This is a genomic window from Streptomyces sp. NPDC097981, assembly GCF_040302565.1.
In the GTDB taxonomy this organism is placed as follows: Bacteria; Actinomycetota; Actinomycetes; order Streptomycetales; family Streptomycetaceae; genus Streptomyces.
Genome location: NZ_JBEORW010000084.1, coordinates 1 through 18,027 on the forward strand (window position 1 = coordinate 1; position 18,027 = coordinate 18,027).

Below are 18,027 nucleotides of genomic sequence, written 5' to 3' on the forward strand. Positions count from 1 at the left end.
CTTGGTCGAGAACCCGTCTACCAGGAGCTTCGTCGTTCCGTACAACCCATGCCCACCAACACCCCGACGCCACAGCCAGGTTGGAAAGGGCTCATTGACAACGCACGGCATCGGCCATATCCGAGGCTTCGGCAATTCGTACGCCGCGCTCTACCCAGCCTGGCACGGACCAAAAGATCGGGAGCAGGCTCCGGCGCTGTCCTGTCCGGTCAGCGCACCCTCCAGGGCGAAGGGCTGTCCCGTAAATGATTTCCCGGACGCCTCGGGCAAGGTTGGTCGCCGTGCGGCCTGCTGACTCATCCGGCGAGGGCGAGGTCGTACATCCGGGCGATGCCGGGCATGGGCGTGGTGGATGCCGTCGCCTTTGAGGCGGCAGTCGCGGAGGATCTTCCAGGTCTTCATGCGGGCGAAGACGTGCTCGATGCGGGCGCGGACCTGCTTGTGAGACTTGTTGTGCTCCGCTTTCCAGACCAGTAGCTCGGCCTGGCTGCGCTCGCGGCGGTGCGGGATGACGAGTCCGGTGCCCGGATAGCCGCCGTCGGCGATAGTGAGGGTCTTGCCGACGGCGGCCTTGGCACCGGACTCCTCCCACGCTTGCCGTCGTTGCGATTCCCGGCGAGTGACCGGCCGATCACGACCACCAGGCGGGTGCCAGCGTCGATGACGAACCTGGTGGTTGGTGGAGTACCGGTAGTTCTTGGACTGCGCGGCGATTGTGTGATCCCGGGTGGGCACCAGGGTGCCGTCCACGATCAGCACGGTGTCCTTGGCGAACCGCTTGCGGGCCTGAACCCAAGCATCGGCCCCAGATGGTCGGTGATCCGATACGCCGCCGACTTGGACACCCGAACAGCGGGGCCAGCTGGCGCATCGTCAAGTTCGTACGCCGGTAAGCCGCGACCAGCACCGCCCGGTCCTCCAGCGGAAGGCTCCACGGGCGGCCCTTGCGGACCGCATCCGCACCCTCACGCCGCAGAACCGCCACCAGCTTCCCGAAAGTACGCGCGCTCAACCCGGTGGACGGGGCTATCCAGGACGGCTCCGACGCCGTGATCACACCAGCCACACCGAGATCATCACATCCACGCCGGCCTGGCCTGGGGGGAGTCAGACAGCTCGGCGACGTCGGTAGTAGGCGTAGGTAAGGGCGAGCACGATCGGGCCCCACAGCATCACCGGGCTGATGCACACGCGTGCCAGGACCATCCACCAGCCATTGCTGAAGGCGACCTCATGAAAGCCCAGCAGACCGAACCAGGCAAGGGGCATGGTGTCCCACAGCGCGACCAGGCCCAGTCCGCCCAAGGCGGCCGGAATGATCGCGGCGAGCGGCGCGACGCGCCGGCCGCCGATCAGCGGCACCCAGTCCGGAACTTTCTCGCCCCACCCGCTGACCAGGCCGGTACAGAGCAGTGCCAGTGCCTCGGTGAGCACGCTCAGCCCGAACACGTAGGCCGGGGCCCACCACGGCATGGGCGGTGCCGACGGATCTACCATTCCCATGGAGAAGTCGAAGGCGAACGGCAGCCGCCACAGGCAGTGCGGCAGGACGACGAACGGAAGGGCCTTCGCGAACCGGAGCGCCCAACGCGGAACCGGACGCTCGGTGTCGCCCAGAGCAAGATTGATCGGCATGACTCCACCGTCGCCGAACCTGCGACGACAGGGCGTCGGCCGTGCGGACGATCACGATCCCCCACACGGGGGAGCCAGCTGTTGATCACAGCGGCAGCTGATGGTCGCAAAGACTCGGAGCCCGTTCAGAGATCATTTACGGGACAGCCTTGAGGCCGCGAATCACCTGTTCGACTGAACGCCCGAAAGGCTGCACGCTTTCACCGACCGCCCGACTCGATCCTCCTCTGCTCCAGCCGTTCCCGCATCACACCCGGTTGAACTTCTCACGGGTGTAGCGCGTCATCGGCTTCTCCGTCGCGACTTCAGGCCGGCCAGCTGCGTACGCGTGACCGCGGCCGTGGACAGGCCCGGCAGTACCTGATCACCCGGCGCACCCGGACCCGCAGCCCCCGAGCCTCCGGCAGCGACGTTGGACGGCTCGGAGCAGGTGTCGAACGGGACGTGGACCTCGCCGATCGCCCGGCGGGTGCGCTCGGCGTCCAGCACGGTGGTCACCGCGCCCCAGACACGGGTGCCGGTCGAACTGCATGGTAAAGGAGTGCCGGTCGGCGTAGGGGAAGATCTTCTCCTTGTCGAACAGGGTGCCGTCTTCGAGCCGGATCCCCGGCAGGGTTTCCACCCACTCACGGTGCTGGCCGGACAGGTGGTTGGAGTTCACCGCCTTGCTGCCGCGCAAGTTCAGCACCGTCGGCGGCAGCAGGACCAGCTTCGAGGTGGGCTGGCCGGGGATGCGGGCGCGTACCCGTTCCTGCCGGTCGAGGATCAGTTCGGCGGTCGGCTCGTGGATTGGCAGCTCCCGCCGGATGCGCCCTTCCTTGAGGTTGTCGTAGACCAGGACCGGTTTGCCCTTCCCGTCGCGGGTCATGCAGTCCAGCGGCAGCTGGCAGATCTCGTCCGGGCGGCGGCCGGTGTCCATGATCAGCTCGACTACGACCCTCAGCTCCCGGCAGGTCATGTCCTCGAACTGGTCGAGGTGCGTGCAGAGCTGCCGCAGCACCTCGGGCGGCAGGTCCTGGCCCTCCTCGGACGGTTCCGGGGGCTTGGGCACGTCGAAGCGGGTCAGGATGAAGTCGTCCGGCAGACCCTCCATCGGCCCTCCGGAACGGGTCAGCCCGAGCCCCCGGGCGTCCCGCAGCACGTTTCGGGCCATGCTGATGTAGGTGCGCCGGGTGTGGGCGGTCATCTTGCCGTTGGCCTGCAGGAAGGACATCCGGTGCAGGAAGTTCTCGATGCCGGGCCGGCCGAGCGCGGCCCGGTCGGTGCCGCCGTCGGGCCGGGCCCGCAAGGAGTCCGAGATTTTGACCAGGCCGGGCATGTGCTGCTGGGCGTGGGAGGCGGTGCTCTTGGAGCGGACTTCTCGACGGGATCGATGCCCAAGTCGTGGGCGAGCTGGTCAAGGGTGGTTTCGAGGGCGAAGGCGCTGCTGACCACGCCCGGGCCGCGCATGGGGGCCGGTCCCAGGTCCTCCTGTACGTGGCCGCGGCGGCCCGTTCAAGGACGGCGACACCACCCAGCGCCAGGTGTCCCGGCTCCATCAGGGGTGGCTCCGGGGCGTCTCGGGGTCGGTCCCTGATGGCTGGTCAGTCATCCTTCGGCAGAGTCAGGGCATGACTTCACAGACCTTCCCGACGGACCACACGACCGCCACCGTGAGGAGCCGTAGGAAGCGGTTGCCGCTGCCGGGGCTGGCCTGCATGGCCCTGACAGCAGTGGTCCTCAGCACCGCCGCCCCCGCTCTCGCCGCGCCGGCCGCCAGCCCCGCAGCCGTCGTGGCGGCCTCCAAGCCGGATCTCCCCAAGCTGAACGCGGCTGCGCTCCAAGCGGCGGTCGAAGGTTCCTCTGTCAGCGCGACGGCGATGCTGGCCCGGGTCAGCGGGCCCGCTGGACAATGGACGGGAACCTCCGGAGTCGCCGATGTGACGACAGGGGAGGCCGTCCCCGCCGACGGCAGGTTCCGGCTCGGCAGCGTCACCAAGATGTTCATCGGGACCGTAGTGCTGCAGCTGGCCGCGGAGGACCAGGTCGAGCTGGACCGTCCCGTCCAGGAGTACCTGCCGGGCGTGCTGCCCGCCGAATACCCGCCGATCTCCGTACGCCAACTACTCGACTACACCAGCGGTCTGCCCGAGCTGACGGCCGGTGACCTGCCGACCGACCCGCAGGGGATCGTCGACCACCGGTTCGACGACCACACCTTCGGCGAATTGGTCGCCATGGCGGTCAAGCATCCCCGGCTCTTCGACCGGCCCGGCAGCATGCAGAGCTACGGGGCCACCGGCTACTACGTCGCCGCGCTGCTCGTGGAGAAGCTGACCGGCCGCAGCTACCAGCGGGAAATCACCGACCGGATCCTGCTGCCGCTGAATCTCCGGCACACAACCGCTCCCGAGACCGACACGACCATTCCCGGTCCGCACGCCCACGGCTACATCGACCTCTCCCCCGCGCATGACAAGACCGGGCTGGTCGACATCACCGAGCAGAATCCGGGGGCCGGCGGCATGATCTCCACGGGGGCGGACCTGGACCGGTTCCTGACAGCGCTCTTCCGGGGACGGCTGCTGCCGCCCCCGCAGCTCGACGAGATGTTCACCGTCCCCAATGTCCCCTACCTGGGCGGCAGCGACCAGGACCCGGGACACGGCCGGGCCTTCTACGGCGCGGGCCCGATGCGTGTCACCTTCCCCAACGGCGTGACCGTGCGGGGCAAGACCGGCAGTACGTTCGGCTACACCGATGGCATGTTCGCCACCCGTGACCTGAAGCGCCGACTCGTCTACTCCTTCAATCCCGTCACCGGCGGTGGCAACGACCGCCGCATCGTCAACCAAATCATCACGGCGGCATTCGGCTCCTGAGCGGACGTGGAGGCACCACCCACCCGTTGCGACGCGCTCCGCTTGGGGGAGATGACGGATGGTCGGCGTCAGCGGCCGACGATGCCGCCGTCCCGGGACTGTGGCCGCCGGCGCCGCGGGACTGGAGTCATGGTCAGGCTCCAGCGCTTGACTGGGGGCGTGGCCTGGTCGGCGGGCCGGTCCAGCTGCTGCCGACGGCGACGCTGTTCGTCGGCCTCCTGCTCGATGGTGTCCTCGGTCTCCTGGAGGGAGTAGGCCCGAAGTCCTGGCGCCAAGGCGGGCACGGAGGCGGTCATGGGCCCGGCGGTCAGGCGTGGCGGCCCCGCGCGCAGCCCGGCGGGGCCGTCCGGCGGACTCGTCCCGCGCACGGCGGGACCGGCCGGAACCGCTCCGGGGCCCGAACGCGCCTGCTGTTCACGGTGCCGTGACACCAGCGGGGGTGGTGTGTGGAGGTCCCCGCGCCGAGGTGGCGCAGGGACCTGTGACGGGATGGACGGAGCCCGGTCAGAAGACCTCGCCGTCGGTCTTCAGTTCCAGCCGGACGTTGGTGTCCGCGGTGCCGTTGTTTGTCGCACAGGCGGTGTAGTAGCCGGCGCCGGGAAAGGTGCCCCATGCCGTGCGCAGGTCGGCGGCCCAGTTGGTCACCAGGCCCGGCGAGCCGGTGCCGGGGACCGTCACGCCGTTGTACTGGAGCTTGAACTTCGCGCCCTGGCCGGTTGCCTTTCCATCGGCACGGACCTGGTAGGAGGCGTACTGCTGGATGCAACGCTGCTCGCCCGGGTGCAGCGTGCCGCCGAAGAACTGACTGGCCGAGGCCGGACCGGCGGTCGCGAGGAGCGCCGCGGCGCAGGCCGCGGCGACCGATGCGGCAGCGGTGAGCCGCAGGCCGGTACGGCGCCGGAGGGTACGGGCCGGGGCCGTCGAGGCGGAACCGGCGGACGTCGCGGATGCTGCTGCGGGCGTGTTGGTGGACATGGAATCCCCTCCTGGTTGGCTGTTCGGCTGCACGTACGTGCTGACCGGACGGAAGTGCGGTGCCGTACGGCCGGTCGGGGGCGGCGGGCGCGGCCGTCGTCGCGTCGCGTGCCATCGGGGGCCCCGGTGCTGGTCCGTGGCTCCTCGCCCTCCCGGGCACTGCCCACGGTAGGAGCGACCGCTGTCCGTCCGACACGCCGGAAGATGACCGACTTCCGCTCGAATTCCGCTCGTTGTGCCCACTGCCGGTCCGGCCGGTGGTACACCGTTCCCGTGAGGGGACAGCAGGCGCCGCTGAGGATGGCCGACCGCTTTGCCGCGGCCCGGGCCAAGGGCTTCGCAGGACGTCGGGCTGAGGTCGAGGCCTTCCGTCGCATCCTGGCGGACGGGCACGGCGCGGTGGTCCACGTGCACGGCTCGGCCGGGATCGGGAAGTCCACGCTACTGCACCAGTTCGCGTGGCTGGCCACCCGCGCCGGCCGGCCGGTGACCGTCATCGCGAACGAACCGGCCGACGGCGGCGCGGCCGGCAACGTGTCGGCGCCTGCGCACGTGGCCCCCGGCAGCCTCGTCGTGGTCGATGTCCCCGGCGCGGTGCCGGCCACCGAAGTGCTTCTTGCCCACCTGCCCGACGACAGCGTGCTGGCCCTCGCCGACCGCGAGCCGCCGCCGCTCGCCTGGCGGACCGACCCCGCCTGGCTCGGCCTCCTCCATTCCATGCCGCTCGCCCCTCTGGATCCCGTGGACAGCGCAGAGCTCCTGACCCTGCGCGGCGTACCGGAGGCAGAGCATTCGAGCGTCCTGGCGTTCACCCACGGCCATCCGCTCGCGCTCGCCCTCATGGCCGACGTACGGGTGCACGGCTCGCGCGGGAACACCAGCCCGGCCTCCCCGCCCCGCGTGGTGAACACCCTGCTCGCGGCGCTGCTCGACGTGGTGCCCACGCCGCGGCACCGTGCGGCCCTGGAGGCCTACGCCCAAGCCCTCGTCACCACTGAGCCGCTGCTCGCAGCGCTCGTGGGCGTGCCCGACGCGAGCGACCTGTTCGAGTGGCTGTGCACGCTGTCGATCACCGAGTACGGCAGCCGCGGGATCCACCCCCACGACCTCGCCCGATCCGTTCTCGACACCGAACTCGGCTGGCGCCATCCGGCCCGCAGGACCGAGCTGCGTCGCCGCGCGAGCACGTACTACCAGCAGCTCTTCGCCGACGGCGACCGGGCGCGTCAGCGCGCCGTCCTGGCCGATTTCGCCTATCTGCACCGCGACAGCCCTCTGGTCGGGCCCCTCTTGGCGCCGGTCACCACTGCCACGGGGGCGGGTGCCGCTCACCTCGACGCCCTGTCGATCACCGCGACGCAGGAGAGCGAGCTCCCGGCGCTCCTCGCCATGGCCGAACGGTACGAGGGACCGGAGTCCGTCCGGCTGCTGCGCGGCTGGTGGGCCCATCCGGCCGCCGCCTGGGCCACCGTACGGGCGGAGGTACCGCCGCCCTCCCCCGCAGGCTTCTACCTCCTGCTCGCCCTCGGCGCCGAGGACATCGACGACCCGGCCGTCGCCGCGGACCCGGCCACCGCGGCCGCCGTCGACTGGCTCGCCCGCCACGGCGGATTGCGCGCGGGCGAGCGTGCCCTGCTGGTACGCGCGTGGCTGGCCCGGGACACGTACCAGGACGTCTCCGCCGTCCAGACCCTCATCACCCTGCGGCTGACCCACCACTACCTCACGGCGGAGCAGCGGCCCGCGCTCACCCTCCTCCCCTTCGCCGACCCGGAGTTCTGGGCCGACGGCTGCGCGTACACGGACTTCGACCGTCTGCCGCAGTCCGACTTCACCGTCGGCGGCCGCTCGTACGGAACGTACGTCCACGACTGGCGCCGTACGCCCCCTCTGGCCTGGCTGAGCCTGCTCTGCGAACGGGAATCGGCGGCCGACCCGCTGGCGGTGGCGACGCCCGACGAACCCGGCGGCACACTGCGCGTGCTCGACGCCGAGACGTTCGCCGCCGGAGTGCGCGAAGCCCTGCGCGGGCTGGGGCGGGTCGGCGGACTGCGCGGCTCGGTCTTGCTCCGCTCACGCGCGGTCGCGTCCCGGGCGGGGCAGGGCGCGGGGCCGGACGAACGGGCCACTGCTTTGTCCGCCCTGCTCAGGGAGACAGCCGCCGAGCTCCAGGCGGCTCCGCGCGACCGGCGTTCCCACCGGGCGCTCCACCACACCTATCTCCAGCCGGCGGGCACCCAGCAGCGTGCGGCGGACCTGCTGGGCCTGCCGATGTCCACGTACCGCCGCCACCTCGCGGCGGGGGTGACCCGGCTTACGGAGGAACTGTGGCGGCGTGAACTCGGTTCCTGATCAAGTTGTCCTGGCCGTGCCGCCTGGCCCGCGGCGCGGTTGCGGCCGTGGAGGCGGCGGGATTCGTGGCAGCAGCGGACGCTGACCAACGCGGAGGTGCAGATCACGCCTTGCAGTCGTTGCGATGGGCTGTCCAGGACGGCTCCGACACCGTGATCACACCAGGGGTGGCGCCGGGGTAAGCCCAAAAGCCGCCAGTTCATGGTCGCGGTGCAGGACGTCGAGCACGTCGAGGATGTGCCCGGTGCCGCGCACCAGGCGGCACATCTCGGAGATGTGCACAGCGTCGCCGGATCTTCCCCCTTTTTCCGAGCGCGGCAAAACATCGCCGGCGTCCAAGGGCGGGCTCGCCATAAGGCAGGCAGGCATCGGGAGCGCAATTGGCGATATACGGAACGACGGGATGCCTGATACGCCATACGGTCACCCGTCATGGATTCAGCCGTAGGGCCATGACTCACCAAGTAAGTCAAGACTTACCTTTAGGGAACTTTGACCGTATGGTGTGGCTCGAATCGAAGGAGCCCTCTGTTGTCGAAAATGAATGATCCCGCTGTGCGTGCGGTTGAATCGGAGCGGGATTATGTGTCCTCCTTATACGAGTTGCTCACCGAGCGGCTTTCCGAGGCGCGAGTACACCAAGCGAGTGTGCTGAAGGCCCCGGCGGAAAGCGCCGGTGAGGCATACGAGAGAGAAATCGCTGCCGAGCGTCTGGCCAAGGAAATCGGCCGGCTGGAGGGCGCCGAAAAAGGGCTGGTCTTCGGGCGCATCGACTGGACGGATGGCACGGCCCTGCGCATCGGGCGGATCGGACTGCATACGGAGGAGGATGACCTGCCTCTGCTCGTGGACTGGCGCGCGAACGCGGCGCGGCCCTTCTACGAGGCGACACCGGTCCACTCGATGAACCTGCGGCGGCGCCGGCACCTGCGCCTTGAGGAGCGCACGGTCATCTCGGTGAGCGACGAACTGCTGGACGGGACCGCCCCGACCGACGAGGACGTCGTGGGGGACGGCCCGTTGACCGAGGCTCTGTCGGCACGGCGTACGGGCAGGATGCACGCGGCCGTCGCGACGCTGCAGGCCGAGCAGGACGAGATCGTCCGCTCCGCCCACCGCGGGGTGACCGTGGTTCAGGGCGGGCCCGGCACCGGCAAGACGGTGGTCGCCCTGCACCGGGCGGCCTATGTCCTGTACGCGTTCCCGCGCGCCGCGGAGGAGGGCGTCCTGGTGGTGGGCCCGAACGCCCGGTTCCTCGACTACATCTCCCAGGTCCTTCCCTCGCTCGGAGAGAACGACGTCGTTCTGGCGACTTGCCGGGAACTGGCCGGAGTGTCCACGGACACGGCGGACCCGTTCGATACGGCGCGTCTCAAGGGCGGCTCCGACCTCGCCGACGCCTTGGCCGGCCTGCTGCGCGTCCACCAAGCCCCCGCCGGTGCCTTCACCGTGCGGGTCGGACAGGAACTGGTTCACCTGTCCGGCGAGGAAGTCGCCACGGCACGCGACGCCGCGGTGGCAGCCGCACCGGGGCACAACCCTGCGCGCCAGGTGTTCAAAGAGCTCTTGGTCGACGCCGTCACCGACGCGATGCAACGGGACATGGGCGACCTCCTGGAGCAGATAGACGCCGATGCCGAACGGATGACGGGCCTCAACCTCGACCGGTTCACGGGAGCCGCCCAGCGCCGTGCCGAAGGTGCGGCCGACCCAGGTCCGGTCCACGAGCTGGACCTGGACGCCATCCGAGCCGATCTCCTCGACGACGCCGCCGTCGACCGGGCGGTCGAGGCGTTGTGGCCGCGGCTGGTACGCGGTGACCTCGTGAACGCGCTCCTGACGAACGCCGACGCCCTCGCCGAGCGCCTGCCCCTCCTGACCGCGCAGGAGCGGTCCCTTCTGCTGCGCGGTGCGGACGACCCGTGGACCGATGCCGATGTGCCGTTGCTGGACGAGGCGGCGAGCCTGGTCGACGGCCCCCCTGAGCGGACGTACGGGCACGTCGTCGTCGACGAGGCGCAGGAACTGACCGCCATGCAGTGGCGGATGATCGTCCGCCGCTGCCCGGCAAGGGCGATGACGCTGGTGGGTGACTTCGCCCAGGCAGGCCCGGTCGCGACAGCACGCGACTGGAAGGAAGCACTGAGCCCCCACGTCGGACCGCGGTTCAAACTGCACAACCTGACCGTCAGCTACCGCACAACGCAGGAGATCCTGGAGAGCGTCCGGGACCTGCTCACGCGGATCGCTCCGGACCAGAAGCCCACACGGTCACTGCGAAGCGGTGAGAGCCCTCGCACCGTGACCACACCTCCGGACGGGTTGGTCACCGCCGTCGTTCAGGAACTCCGCGCCCAGAGCACCGCGCACCCGGGCGAGCTGCTGGGAGTGGTCTGTGCGGACACCAGGGTGAGCGAGCTGGCGGCCCAGGGCATCGCTCACCACGCACGGATCGTGCCGGCGTCCGAAGCACGCGGCCTGGAATTCGACGGGGTCGTCGTCATGAACCCCGAGGAAATCATCACGGCCCGCCCCGGTGGGGAAAGGGACTTGTACGTAGCCCTGACCCGGGCCACCAAGCGCCTCTGCACCGTCACCGTCCAGCCCGTCTGACGACTCGGCGCCCGCGTCGTCGCCGCGGGCGCACCCGGCGCGTAACACCGGCGCGGTACAGACACCGGCCCGCGCGCACGGGGCTGCTCGCCGCCTCACCGCCCGTGGCCGCACCCGGCATCACGCGGCCTGACGAGTCCCGCGCAGTCACGGCCGGCCGGCTGATGACCGTGCCTGCGGTGACCGTGACCAAGGACGCCACCACCATCGTCGGCGCGCCGCCCGCCTCATGGCATGCGGCCGCCTCAAGCGGCTTCCTGTCGTCGACGACGACGGCCGTTTGGCTGGCATCGTCAGCCGGGACGATGACGCCCACCGCGGTCACCGTGCAGCACGCCACCGCATGCAAGGAAGTGGCCCGCCTGCTGGACAAGTTCGGTATCGCAGAGCGTCGACGGAGTGGTGGACGTGGTCAATCGGCTCACGTACGAACGGGACGACATGTCGGTCGACGTGCAAGGGGCCACGGGGCGGTAGGAGTAGTCGGGTGAGACATCGAGAAGTAGGCGAGCTGATGACCCGCGAGGTCGTGTCGGTACCCGGCAACGCGACGTTCAAGGACGTCGTCCGCACCCTCACCGAGCACCAGGTGTCGGCCGTCGCCGTCGTCGACAGTGCGGGACATCCCCTCGGAGTGGTGTCGGAGGGAGACCTCCTGCCGAAGTCGGCCGATCAAGGGGACTTCCTCCGCTCGCTTCCCGCGCCGGAAGCCCTGGAGCGCGAGAAGGCGGAGGGCACACGGGCCGAGGAGCTCATGTCGGCTCCCGCCGTGTGCGCCGGGCCGGACTGGACCGTCGCCGAAGCGGCCCGGCTCATGGAGGCACAGGGCGTCAAACGGCTGCTGGTCGTCGACGCGGCGGACAAGTTGGTGGGGATCGTCAGCCGGCGTGATCTGCTGAAGATCTTCCTGCGCGACGACGACACCATCCGCCATGAGATCACCGGCGACGTGCTCGACCGCACCCTGCACCAGGAACCCGGCGCCATCACCGTCGATGTGACCGACGGCCGGGTCGAACTGCACGGCTCGGTGCAGTTCAAGAGCCTGATCCCGGTGGTCGAAAGGCTGTGCCGCACCGTCGACGGAGTGGTCGAGGTGACCCAGCACCTCGCATACGCGGTCGACGACGGCATGTCACCCCACTGACGAACGGCCGCGCTGCATGCGGCCTCCGCTGGGCGGCGCGGTCACCCACCCGAACAGATCTGCTCGTCGTCGCCCACGACCGAGGCGGGGTTCGTCCCGTCCGGCTCAGCGGGCGGCGCAGATGGCTTCGACGAAGTGGCCCACTTCCTCCTCTGAAAGATGCCTGGCGAGATCGGCTTCGCTGATCATGCCCACAAGGCGGTGGTCGTCGATGACCGGAAGCCGCCTGATCCTGTGTTCCTGCATGGCCTGAAGCACCTGTCCGGTGTCGGCCCGGGCATCGATCGTGACGGGTTTGCCCTGGGCGAGTTGGCCGGCCGTCATCTGCTTCGGGTCCTTGCCCTTGGCCAGGCACTTCAGCACGATGTCCCGGTCGGTGATGATCCCGTGCAGCCGGTCGTCCGGTCCGCAGATCGGGAGGGCGCCGACATCCAGCTCACCCATCTTGCGCGCCGCGTCGGCGAGCGTCTCGGATTCCTGCACGCAGGTGGCGCCCGCATGCATGATGTCCCGTGCCGTGGTCATGGCTGCCTCCTCACGTCTCTTGCACATCCCAGTCTCCGCCGCCACGCGGCGGGCCGCTCGTCGGTGCGGGCCGTGGGCGGCTCGGGGCTCACCTGCCGCAGTCCCTGGCACAGGCTCGTCGCCTTGTCATGTCCGGGATCACGCCCGGCCAGGTGTTCTGCGCGTTGGAGTGGCCGGGCCGAAGAATGCCCGGCCCCGGGCCCGGCACGACCTCGCCCGCCGGAACGCCGCGGGCCGCAAGGGGCGGACCGGCGGCCGAGCGGCCCCGCGAGGGGCCGATCGGCGACGAGCACCCTCTTCCGGCTCATGACGACTCTGCGCTGTCACCGGCCGCTGTCCGCTTCACCGGAATCCTGCGCGGCGTTTGCGCGGGCTCCGTCGGCATCGGCACCCGCACGGTGAGGACCCCGTCCTCGTACGCGGCCTCGACTCCCTCGGACGGAATCGGGGCCGGGAGGCGGACCGTGCGCTGGAAGGAGCCGTAGCGGAATTCCGAGTGGTCCTTGGTCTGCGTACTCTCGGTGTGCTCCGCGCTGACGGTCAGGGTGTCGCCGTCAACGGTGATGCTGATGTCCTCCTCCGGGTTCATGCCCGGGAGTTCCGCGCGCAGCACGTACTGACCGCCCTGGTTGGTCACCTCGATCGGGATCGGGTGAGTGCCGGTGCTCGGCCTCCACCCCGGGAACCGGGGGAAATCGGTGCCGAACCAGTCCATGAAGTCCGGGAAGAGGCTCCGCCTCTGCTCCATCTGCTTTCCTGCCATCGTGTGCTCCCGTTCCGGCACCCCGCGGGTGCCGCATTCGGTGTCTGCCTCCACGCTCACGCGGCAGAAGGCGCATCCGCTCGGGTCTTATGGGGCCCTGCCGGGACCGTTCGGCCCTCCCCGCCGCACAGTCCGACGGGCCGCCCGACGGACTGTGCGCGAGGGACCAGGGTCTCGATGCTGCGTGTGACCGCGGGGTCGTTCTCATCGAAGACGTGTACGAAGGCCTTGGAGTCCCGGTCGACGCCCAGCGTGAGCTGGGTGAGGTCGTTGCTCCCGATGGAGAAGCCGTCGAAGCGTTCGGCGAATGGGGTGCGCCTTGACCTGGTGGGCGACGATGAACTCCAGCCAGGCGAGTCCGACGCCGTCGGCCGGGAGCCGCCACCAGCGGAGGGCGGCGGACCTCGGGCAGGTCCTCGGCGGTCGCGCCGCTGCGTACGGCGACTTCGGGATCCCGTCGGCCCTGCTCGCCCGCGAGCTCCTCGTACGCGGTGACGATCTCGGCCCGCAGGGCGTCCGGGAGGGGCTCGGCCAGGATCATCGACCGGATCGCGGCTCCCACTTCGTCGAGGGCAGCGCCCTCGTGCAGGCTGTCGATCCGGTCCTCGATCCTCTCGCGCAATCCGTGTCCGGCCAGCAGCTCTCCGTACGCATCGGCCGTCGTGGCAACCCGGGGGCACTCGCACATCTGCGGAGCCGAGGTGGGCGGTCAGCTCGCCCAGGGAGGCGTTCTTCCCCCGACACGGCCGACGTCCTGCCGCCCGAGTTCCGTGAACGGTATGACGCGCCGGGTGCTGGCCATGGCGTCCTCCGTGGGGGTGCTGTCGCCGGGCGGAACTCAGTGGGGCATCCGGCGGCCGGACGGGGTGCGCAGGTCCAGCGGAGCGGGGTTGCGGGGCTGCTTCGGCCGGGTCCGGATCCGAATGCGGTGCATCGTCCTCACCTCACCGGGAAGCGGAGCCCCGAACGGTGTCCGAACTCCACGATCACGCCGGGGAGCTGCTCCGCAGGGCCGGGAGGGCCGGCGAGGCGAGGCCGACCGGTCCGTACCCGGCGTAGGCCGAGCGGCCCACGAGGGTGGCCGTCGGGTCCTCGCGCAGGGCGTCGTCGATGGAGTCGGTCCAGGCTTCGACCGCCTGCTCGTCGACGTAGTCGCCATAGCGGCCTCCGAGCAGCCTGAACGCGACGCGGCCCGGGCGGCCGATGTGTTCCGGCCTGATCGCCCCGGAGAATCGCCGGTGCTCGCAGGAGTGTGCCAGCTGCTGGAGTTCGGCCAGAGGCCGCTGCTCACCGTTCGCAGCGAGTCGGCGCAGAGGCGACGGGAACGCTGCCGTCATACCCACACTGAACGTCCAGACCCGCCGGGCGGCCAAGGCATCGGATGAACGGCGTACGAATTCGGCGGCTGCGGGGAGCCAGGCGCCATGGTGAATCGCACTGCCCACGACGACAGCCTTGTAGCACGTGAGATCGAGCTGTTCGGCATCCCGCGTGGTCAGCGTCCGCATCACGACCGAATGATCGGCGGCCCGCAGTCGTACGGCGATGAGCGCGGCGATTCTCCCGGTCGAGCCGTGCTCCGTGGCCTGGCAGACGAGAATGTTCATGTGCCACCTCCGGGCACTGCGTCGACCGACTGAAGTCCTGCCGTCAGAGGACGCCGCCGGGAGAGGCTCGTGAAAGGGCCACCCGGGGACGACCAGGGGGGCCGAACGGCCCCCCCTGTCCTCGCGGGCGGGAACCGTTCAGGCCCGTCCCATGTCCGAGGTGACGAGCACGGACCTCTACGAGGTCACGATGGCGCTGTCGTACCTGCGTGAGGGCATGCAGGCCCAGGCCACCTCCGGTCTCTTCGTGCGGGACCTGCCTCCGGTCCGGGGCTTCCTCGTCGCCGCGGGACTGGAGCCGGCCCTCGACTACCTCTCGCGGTTCCGGGCCGGCCCGGCCGACGTCCGGGACTTCGCCGCCGCGCTGCACCGCCCGCCGGGGAACCGGCCGGCCTCCTGGACCTCCGCTTCGGGGACAGGTGCGGGCCATACCCGAAGGGCGGCGCCCCCGCACCCACACCACCTGTCTCGTTCACGGCGAGGAGTCGGCAGCCGAAACGCTCCGCGACCGGATCGACCGCGAACTCGGCTGGACAGCGGTCGTACCCCGCTCCGGAGAGGGGGTCCTGGTCCGCTGGCATGTTCGCACCCCCAAGGCAGCGGCCAGCCGTTCGCCGACGCCGGCTGAGTGCTGTGCCATGGCCTCCACCCCGTACACCGTCAACGACGTCATGACCAAGAGGGTCATCGCCGTCGCACCCGAGGCTCAAGCGGCTTCCGGTCGTCGACGCCGACGGCACCCTCAAGGACATCGTCAGCCGCGCCGCCGTCGACATGCGCTGTCAGCTCGAGACCGCTCCTCCTCGGTGAGTGCTCATCGCCCAGTGCGGTTCACTGCTCACCCGACCCGGGCGCCTGCCACGGCCACGAGCGGGAATCCGCCGCTTCGCCGGGTGTCTCCCGGCCGTGGCGTAGGCCGGGACCGACGGTGTCCGGCCCGGACGCCGACCGGCGGTTCACCACCTCACCACCACCGCAGCCGGGCCGGCAGACGGTTACCGTACTGTGTCGCGGCAGCCGCGCGGGGACGCGGGGCCCGCCGTAGCCTGGAGGAAGTCAGAGGACTCCGTGGTGAGAGGTGGTCCGCCATGACCTGGTCTTCGTGGACGACGACGGGCGTGTTCACCGGGCGGGGCGGGGTGCGTACCGACGAGGCAGGGGTCCTCAGCGGCGACCTGAGCGTGCACACCACCTGGTCGGGCCGGGAAGCCCACGTGACAGTGCAGTACAGCGGCGCCTCGGAGTGGTTCACGGTCACCGGCAGTCCGGTGCACTGCACTTCGGAGGAAGGCAGCCGGCTCCTCCACCAAGCCATGGTGGACGCCGTACGCACCGGTGGGGGCGCCACCGTCCCCCGCAGCGTGCCTGCGACCGGCGAGCGTTGAGTGAATGCCCCGACACCGTCGTTCCGGTCCCGTCCCTCCTCAGGGTGCGAGATCGCGCCGGCCCAGCAGCACGTGGGCCAGCACGATCCCCAGCACCCCCACCCCGGCCAGCACGCCCAGCCGCGGCCACAGCACACCGCCCAGAGCCAGCGCGTCGCCGGGCGTGTAGTAGTGGAACGGGCTGATGAACCGCAGGGGCTCCGCCCTCGACCAGGCGAGGGCGACGAAGTTGACCGCGAAGCCCACCGCCCCCATCGCGATGGTCGCCCCGATCACCTGGGCCCGCCGACGGCCCCACGCCGAGACGGCGAGGGCGGGCCCGGTCAGGCACAGGGCGAACCCGAAGCCCATCACCCCCGCGGCCAACACCCCGGTGATCGGGACAGCACGGTGCAGGGACGGCGACACGGCCACGCCCACCGCCACCGTCAACGTGGCGGCCGCGTTCAGAGCCAGCGCAGCGACGAGCAGGGCAGCGGTGCGCTCGGCCAGCAGGCGGTTGCGGCTCACCGGGCACGGGCCGGTGGCCGGTCGGCCTCGGACGGTGTCCGCCCCGCCCTCGTGCGCGGGCTGGTCGACCAGTACCCGGTGGCCGCGTACGTCAACGTCGTAGGCGTCGCCATTGACGTGAGTGACCACCAGCCGGTGCACTCCGTCCGGCTGCTGGGGTGCGCTCTTCTCCGTGGCCGTGTCCGAGACGACGTGACCTCCGTTCGCCCCCTGCGGCTCACGGCCGGAGCGCACGATCCGGACCCGCCGGAAGCGGGCGCACTCTCTCCGTCCGCACGTGTACGAGCCGTCGCGTCCTGCGGCCCGGGCGGTTCCTCCAGGACGCTCCAGGCCACCGGACCCAGTAGGTCCGCCACGCGCCGGAACACGTCCACCAGAAGGATCACCGTAGGCGGTGAGCCCGTTGAACGGCAGGGCCGTGTGGTCCGTCGGCGGGGGCCACACGGCCCTGTACCGGTCGGACCGGGGCTGGACCTGCACTCGTAGGACCTGGCGGCCGGGGTGCGGGCCACCGGGTCCGGGCCGATCATCGACCCGTGACTTCGATGGAAGCGTTCACCCGTACGGCGGTGATCGGTATCGGCAACGAGTTCCGCCGGGACGACGGGGTCGGATGGGTCGTGGTCTCGCATCTGAGGGACCGGGCCGCGCGGAGGCAGCCGCCTCCGGGCACTGTTCTCGCGCAGTGCGACGGGGATCCCGGGCGATTGATCGGACTGTGGGAGAACACCGGACTGGTGATCGTCGTCGACGCCTGCTTCCTCCCCTCCGCGCGGCCGGGACGGACACGCCGGTGGGATGTCGCGGCCGGCGTCTGCCTCAGTGCGGCAGCCCCGGGAAGGCACAGCACGCACGGGCTGGGACTTGCCGAGGCCCTGCGTCTCGGCGACGCGCTCGGGCGCGGTCCCGGCCGTCTGATCGTGTACGCAGTCGAAGGAGCGGACCGCTCGGTCGGCGTGGGCATCACCCCGGCGGTGGCACGCGTGGTACCACGTCTGGTTCAACGGATCGAGGCGGACATCGAACAGCACGAGCGGTCTTCGGGTCACGCACGAGCCGGGACCGACCCGTCGGGCGGGACTCGCCGGACCGGGTTCGCGACCCGGAGGCCTCCTGCCTGACACCCTGTCCGTGAGCAGTCGCACGCCGTACGGCGACAGCGCGGTACCCCCGCACCTAATGCGTCCATGCCTCCCCGGTCCGGGGGGCGGCGCGGAGAGGGCAGACCATGAGCGACCCCGAGGACACCACGCAGGTCCCCGGCATCGGGACCGGGGTGGTGCTCGACCGCGGCGGCCTGGAAGAGCTCGTGCGGGTGCTCAAGCGCCTCGGCCGCACGGTGATCGGCCCGACCCTGCGGGACGGGGCGATCGTCCTCGACGAGCTGGATACCGCCGCCGCACTGCCGTACGGGTGGGGTGTGGAGCTGGAGGCCGGGCAGTACCGCATCCGCAGCCGCGAGGACGGGGCCGCCTTCGCGCACAGCGCGGGGCCCCAGTCCTGGAAGTCGTTCCTCCACCCCGAGCGGGTCCGCCAGTGGTCCGCGGACCGTCTGCCCAGCGGCGGACTGAGCGTGCACGAGGAGCGGCCGGAGAGCATCTCGTACGCGTTCCTCGGGGTGCGGCCCTGCGATCTGCGTGCCATCCGGATCCTG

The 18,027-nt window shown here is 70.5% G+C and carries 17 protein-coding genes and 5 pseudogenes; 9 read left to right on the plus strand and 13 right to left on the minus strand.

Going from position 1 to position 18,027, the window contains the following annotated elements; translation table 11 throughout:
* Window positions 1-150: 150 nt before the first annotated feature.
* From ABTY04_RS38275 to ABTY04_RS38290, 4 genes are all read right to left on the minus strand, one after another.
* A complete protein-coding gene (locus ABTY04_RS38275) occupies window positions 151-750 on the minus strand; it encodes a transposase family protein (RefSeq protein WP_352218054.1) in 600 nt (199 codons plus the stop codon).
* Entirely contained in the window at window positions 632-1,210 is a 579-nt protein-coding gene (locus tag ABTY04_RS38280) for a transposase family protein (RefSeq protein WP_352218055.1), read from the minus strand. The genes ABTY04_RS38275 and ABTY04_RS38280 overlap by 119 nt, the downstream gene beginning before the upstream one ends.
* A complete protein-coding gene (locus tag ABTY04_RS38285; protein ID WP_352218056.1) occupies window positions 1,108-1,635 on the minus strand; it encodes a hypothetical protein in 528 nt (175 codons plus the stop codon). The genes ABTY04_RS38280 and ABTY04_RS38285 overlap by 103 nt, the downstream gene beginning before the upstream one ends.
* 364 nt (window positions 1,636-1,999) lie before the next feature.
* Complete coding sequence (locus tag ABTY04_RS38290; RefSeq protein ID WP_352218057.1) at window positions 2,000-2,953, minus strand: site-specific integrase; 954 nt, start codon at window positions 2,951-2,953, stop codon at window positions 2,000-2,002.
* Between the two features lie 292 nt (window positions 2,954-3,245).
* Here ABTY04_RS38290 and ABTY04_RS38295 point away from each other — a divergent pair, with 292 nt between their 5' ends.
* A complete protein-coding gene (locus ABTY04_RS38295) occupies window positions 3,246-4,496 on the plus strand; it encodes a serine hydrolase domain-containing protein (RefSeq protein WP_352218058.1) in 1,251 nt (416 codons plus the stop codon).
* A 68-nt stretch (window positions 4,497-4,564) separates the two neighbouring features.
* On the opposite strand, the gene ABTY04_RS38300 is transcribed toward ABTY04_RS38295, so the two are convergent.
* Window positions 4,565-4,792, minus strand: coding sequence for a hypothetical protein (locus ABTY04_RS38300; RefSeq protein ID WP_352218059.1), 228 nt, complete (start codon window positions 4,790-4,792; stop codon window positions 4,565-4,567).
* Window positions 4,793-5,000: 208 nt separating this feature from the next.
* Window positions 5,001-5,471 (minus strand): hypothetical protein, encoded by a 471-nt coding sequence (locus ABTY04_RS38305; RefSeq protein ID WP_352218060.1) that lies wholly within the window; start codon window positions 5,469-5,471, stop codon window positions 5,001-5,003.
* Between the two features lie 273 nt (window positions 5,472-5,744).
* Between ABTY04_RS38305 and ABTY04_RS38310 the strand changes: the two genes are divergently transcribed.
* A complete protein-coding gene (locus ABTY04_RS38310; protein WP_352218061.1) occupies window positions 5,745-7,823 on the plus strand; it encodes an ATP-binding protein in 2,079 nt (692 codons plus the stop codon).
* A gap of 156 nt (window positions 7,824-7,979) precedes the next feature.
* Here ABTY04_RS38310 and ABTY04_RS38315 read toward each other — a convergent pair whose 3' ends face one another.
* Entirely contained in the window at window positions 7,980-8,162 is a 183-nt protein-coding gene (locus ABTY04_RS38315; protein ID WP_352218062.1) for a hypothetical protein, read from the minus strand.
* Between the two features lie 201 nt (window positions 8,163-8,363).
* Here ABTY04_RS38315 and ABTY04_RS38320 point away from each other — a divergent pair, with 201 nt between their 5' ends.
* On the plus strand, window positions 8,364-10,436 hold the full coding sequence (locus ABTY04_RS38320) for a HelD family protein (protein WP_352218067.1): 2,073 nt from the start codon (window positions 8,364-8,366) through the stop codon (window positions 10,434-10,436).
* A gap of 487 nt (window positions 10,437-10,923) precedes the next feature.
* Window positions 10,924-11,583: a CBS domain-containing protein gene (locus ABTY04_RS38325; protein WP_352218068.1), complete on the plus strand. Its 660-nt coding sequence runs from the start codon at window positions 10,924-10,926 to the stop codon at window positions 11,581-11,583.
* Window positions 11,584-11,688: 105 nt separating this feature from the next.
* On the opposite strand, the gene ABTY04_RS38330 is transcribed toward ABTY04_RS38325, so the two are convergent.
* The 5 genes and pseudogenes from ABTY04_RS38330 to ABTY04_RS38350 all read right to left on the minus strand — a co-directional run bounded on the left by ABTY04_RS38330 (window position 11,689) and on the right by ABTY04_RS38350 (window position 14,478).
* Window positions 11,689-12,108, minus strand: a complete 420-nt coding sequence (locus ABTY04_RS38330) for a CBS domain-containing protein (protein WP_352218063.1) — start codon at window positions 12,106-12,108, stop codon at window positions 11,689-11,691.
* A gap of 304 nt (window positions 12,109-12,412) precedes the next feature.
* Window positions 12,413-12,871 carry an Hsp20/alpha crystallin family protein gene (locus ABTY04_RS38335; RefSeq protein WP_352218064.1) on the minus strand — a complete coding sequence of 153 codons (459 nt, stop codon included), beginning with the start codon at window positions 12,869-12,871 and terminating at the stop codon, window positions 12,413-12,415.
* A gap of 56 nt (window positions 12,872-12,927) precedes the next feature.
* A pseudogene (locus ABTY04_RS38340) lies at window positions 12,928-13,167 on the minus strand (putative PEP-binding protein); the annotation flags it as partial.
* 119 nt (window positions 13,168-13,286) lie between these two features.
* Window positions 13,287-13,559 (minus strand): annotated as a pseudogene (locus tag ABTY04_RS38345) (PEP/pyruvate-binding domain-containing protein); the annotation flags it as partial.
* A 298-nt stretch (window positions 13,560-13,857) separates the two neighbouring features.
* Window positions 13,858-14,478: a flavodoxin domain-containing protein gene (locus ABTY04_RS38350; protein WP_352218065.1), complete on the minus strand. Its 621-nt coding sequence runs from the start codon at window positions 14,476-14,478 to the stop codon at window positions 13,858-13,860.
* A gap of 217 nt (window positions 14,479-14,695) precedes the next feature.
* Here ABTY04_RS38350 and ABTY04_RS41375 point away from each other — a divergent pair.
* The 3 genes and pseudogenes from ABTY04_RS41375 to ABTY04_RS38365 all read left to right on the plus strand — a co-directional run.
* Window positions 14,696-14,764: pseudogene (locus tag ABTY04_RS41375) on the plus strand (hypothetical protein); the annotation flags it as partial.
* Window positions 14,765-14,897: 133 nt separating this feature from the next.
* A pseudogene (locus ABTY04_RS38360) lies at window positions 14,898-15,014 on the plus strand (MBL fold metallo-hydrolase RNA specificity domain-containing protein); the annotation flags it as partial.
* Between the two features lie 552 nt (window positions 15,015-15,566).
* Window positions 15,567-15,863 (plus strand): hypothetical protein, encoded by a 297-nt coding sequence (locus ABTY04_RS38365; protein ID WP_352218069.1) that lies wholly within the window; start codon window positions 15,567-15,569, stop codon window positions 15,861-15,863.
* A 39-nt stretch (window positions 15,864-15,902) separates the two neighbouring features.
* On the opposite strand, the gene ABTY04_RS38370 is transcribed toward ABTY04_RS38365, so the two are convergent.
* The gene (locus ABTY04_RS38370) at window positions 15,903-16,607 is read right to left on the minus strand and encodes a hypothetical protein (protein WP_352218066.1); all 705 of its coding nucleotides are present in this window, start codon (window positions 16,605-16,607) and stop codon (window positions 15,903-15,905) included.
* Between the two features lie 311 nt (window positions 16,608-16,918).
* Between ABTY04_RS38370 and ABTY04_RS38375 the strand changes: the two genes are divergently transcribed.
* Window positions 16,919-17,494 carry a hydrogenase maturation protease gene (locus tag ABTY04_RS38375; protein WP_352218070.1) on the plus strand — a complete coding sequence of 192 codons (576 nt, stop codon included), beginning with the start codon at window positions 16,919-16,921 and terminating at the stop codon, window positions 17,492-17,494.
* A 107-nt stretch (window positions 17,495-17,601) separates the two neighbouring features.
* Window positions 17,602-18,027: pseudogene (locus ABTY04_RS38380) on the plus strand (4Fe-4S dicluster domain-containing protein); the annotation flags it as partial.

What these genes read in the sequence shown, in the direction of transcription:
- ABTY04_RS38285 (WP_352218056.1), bottom strand. Translation starts at nt 1,635, where the DNA reads ATGCCGATCAATCTTGCTCTGGGCGACACCGAGCGTCCGGTTCCGCGT.
- ABTY04_RS38290 (WP_352218057.1), bottom strand. Translation starts at nt 2,953, where the DNA reads ATGCCCGGCCTGGTCAAAATCTCGGACTCCTTGCGGGCCCGGCCCGAC.
- ABTY04_RS38295 (WP_352218058.1), top strand. Translation starts at nt 3,246, where the DNA reads ATGACTTCACAGACCTTCCCGACGGACCACACGACCGCCACCGTGAGG.
- ABTY04_RS38300 (WP_352218059.1), bottom strand. Translation starts at nt 4,792, where the DNA reads ATGACCGCCTCCGTGCCCGCCTTGGCGCCAGGACTTCGGGCCTACTCC.
- ABTY04_RS38305 (WP_352218060.1), bottom strand. Translation starts at nt 5,471, where the DNA reads ATGTCCACCAACACGCCCGCAGCAGCATCCGCGACGTCCGCCGGTTCC.
- ABTY04_RS38320 (WP_352218067.1), top strand. Translation starts at nt 8,364, where the DNA reads ATGAATGATCCCGCTGTGCGTGCGGTTGAATCGGAGCGGGATTATGTG.
- ABTY04_RS38330 (WP_352218063.1), bottom strand. Translation starts at nt 12,108, where the DNA reads ATGACCACGGCACGGGACATCATGCATGCGGGCGCCACCTGCGTGCAG.
- ABTY04_RS38335 (WP_352218064.1), bottom strand. Translation starts at nt 12,871, where the DNA reads ATGGCAGGAAAGCAGATGGAGCAGAGGCGGAGCCTCTTCCCGGACTTC.
- ABTY04_RS38350 (WP_352218065.1), bottom strand. Translation starts at nt 14,478, where the DNA reads ATGAACATTCTCGTCTGCCAGGCCACGGAGCACGGCTCGACCGGGAGA.
- ABTY04_RS38365 (WP_352218069.1), top strand. Translation starts at nt 15,567, where the DNA reads ATGACCTGGTCTTCGTGGACGACGACGGGCGTGTTCACCGGGCGGGGC.
- ABTY04_RS38375 (WP_352218070.1), top strand. Translation starts at nt 16,919, where the DNA reads ATGGAAGCGTTCACCCGTACGGCGGTGATCGGTATCGGCAACGAGTTC.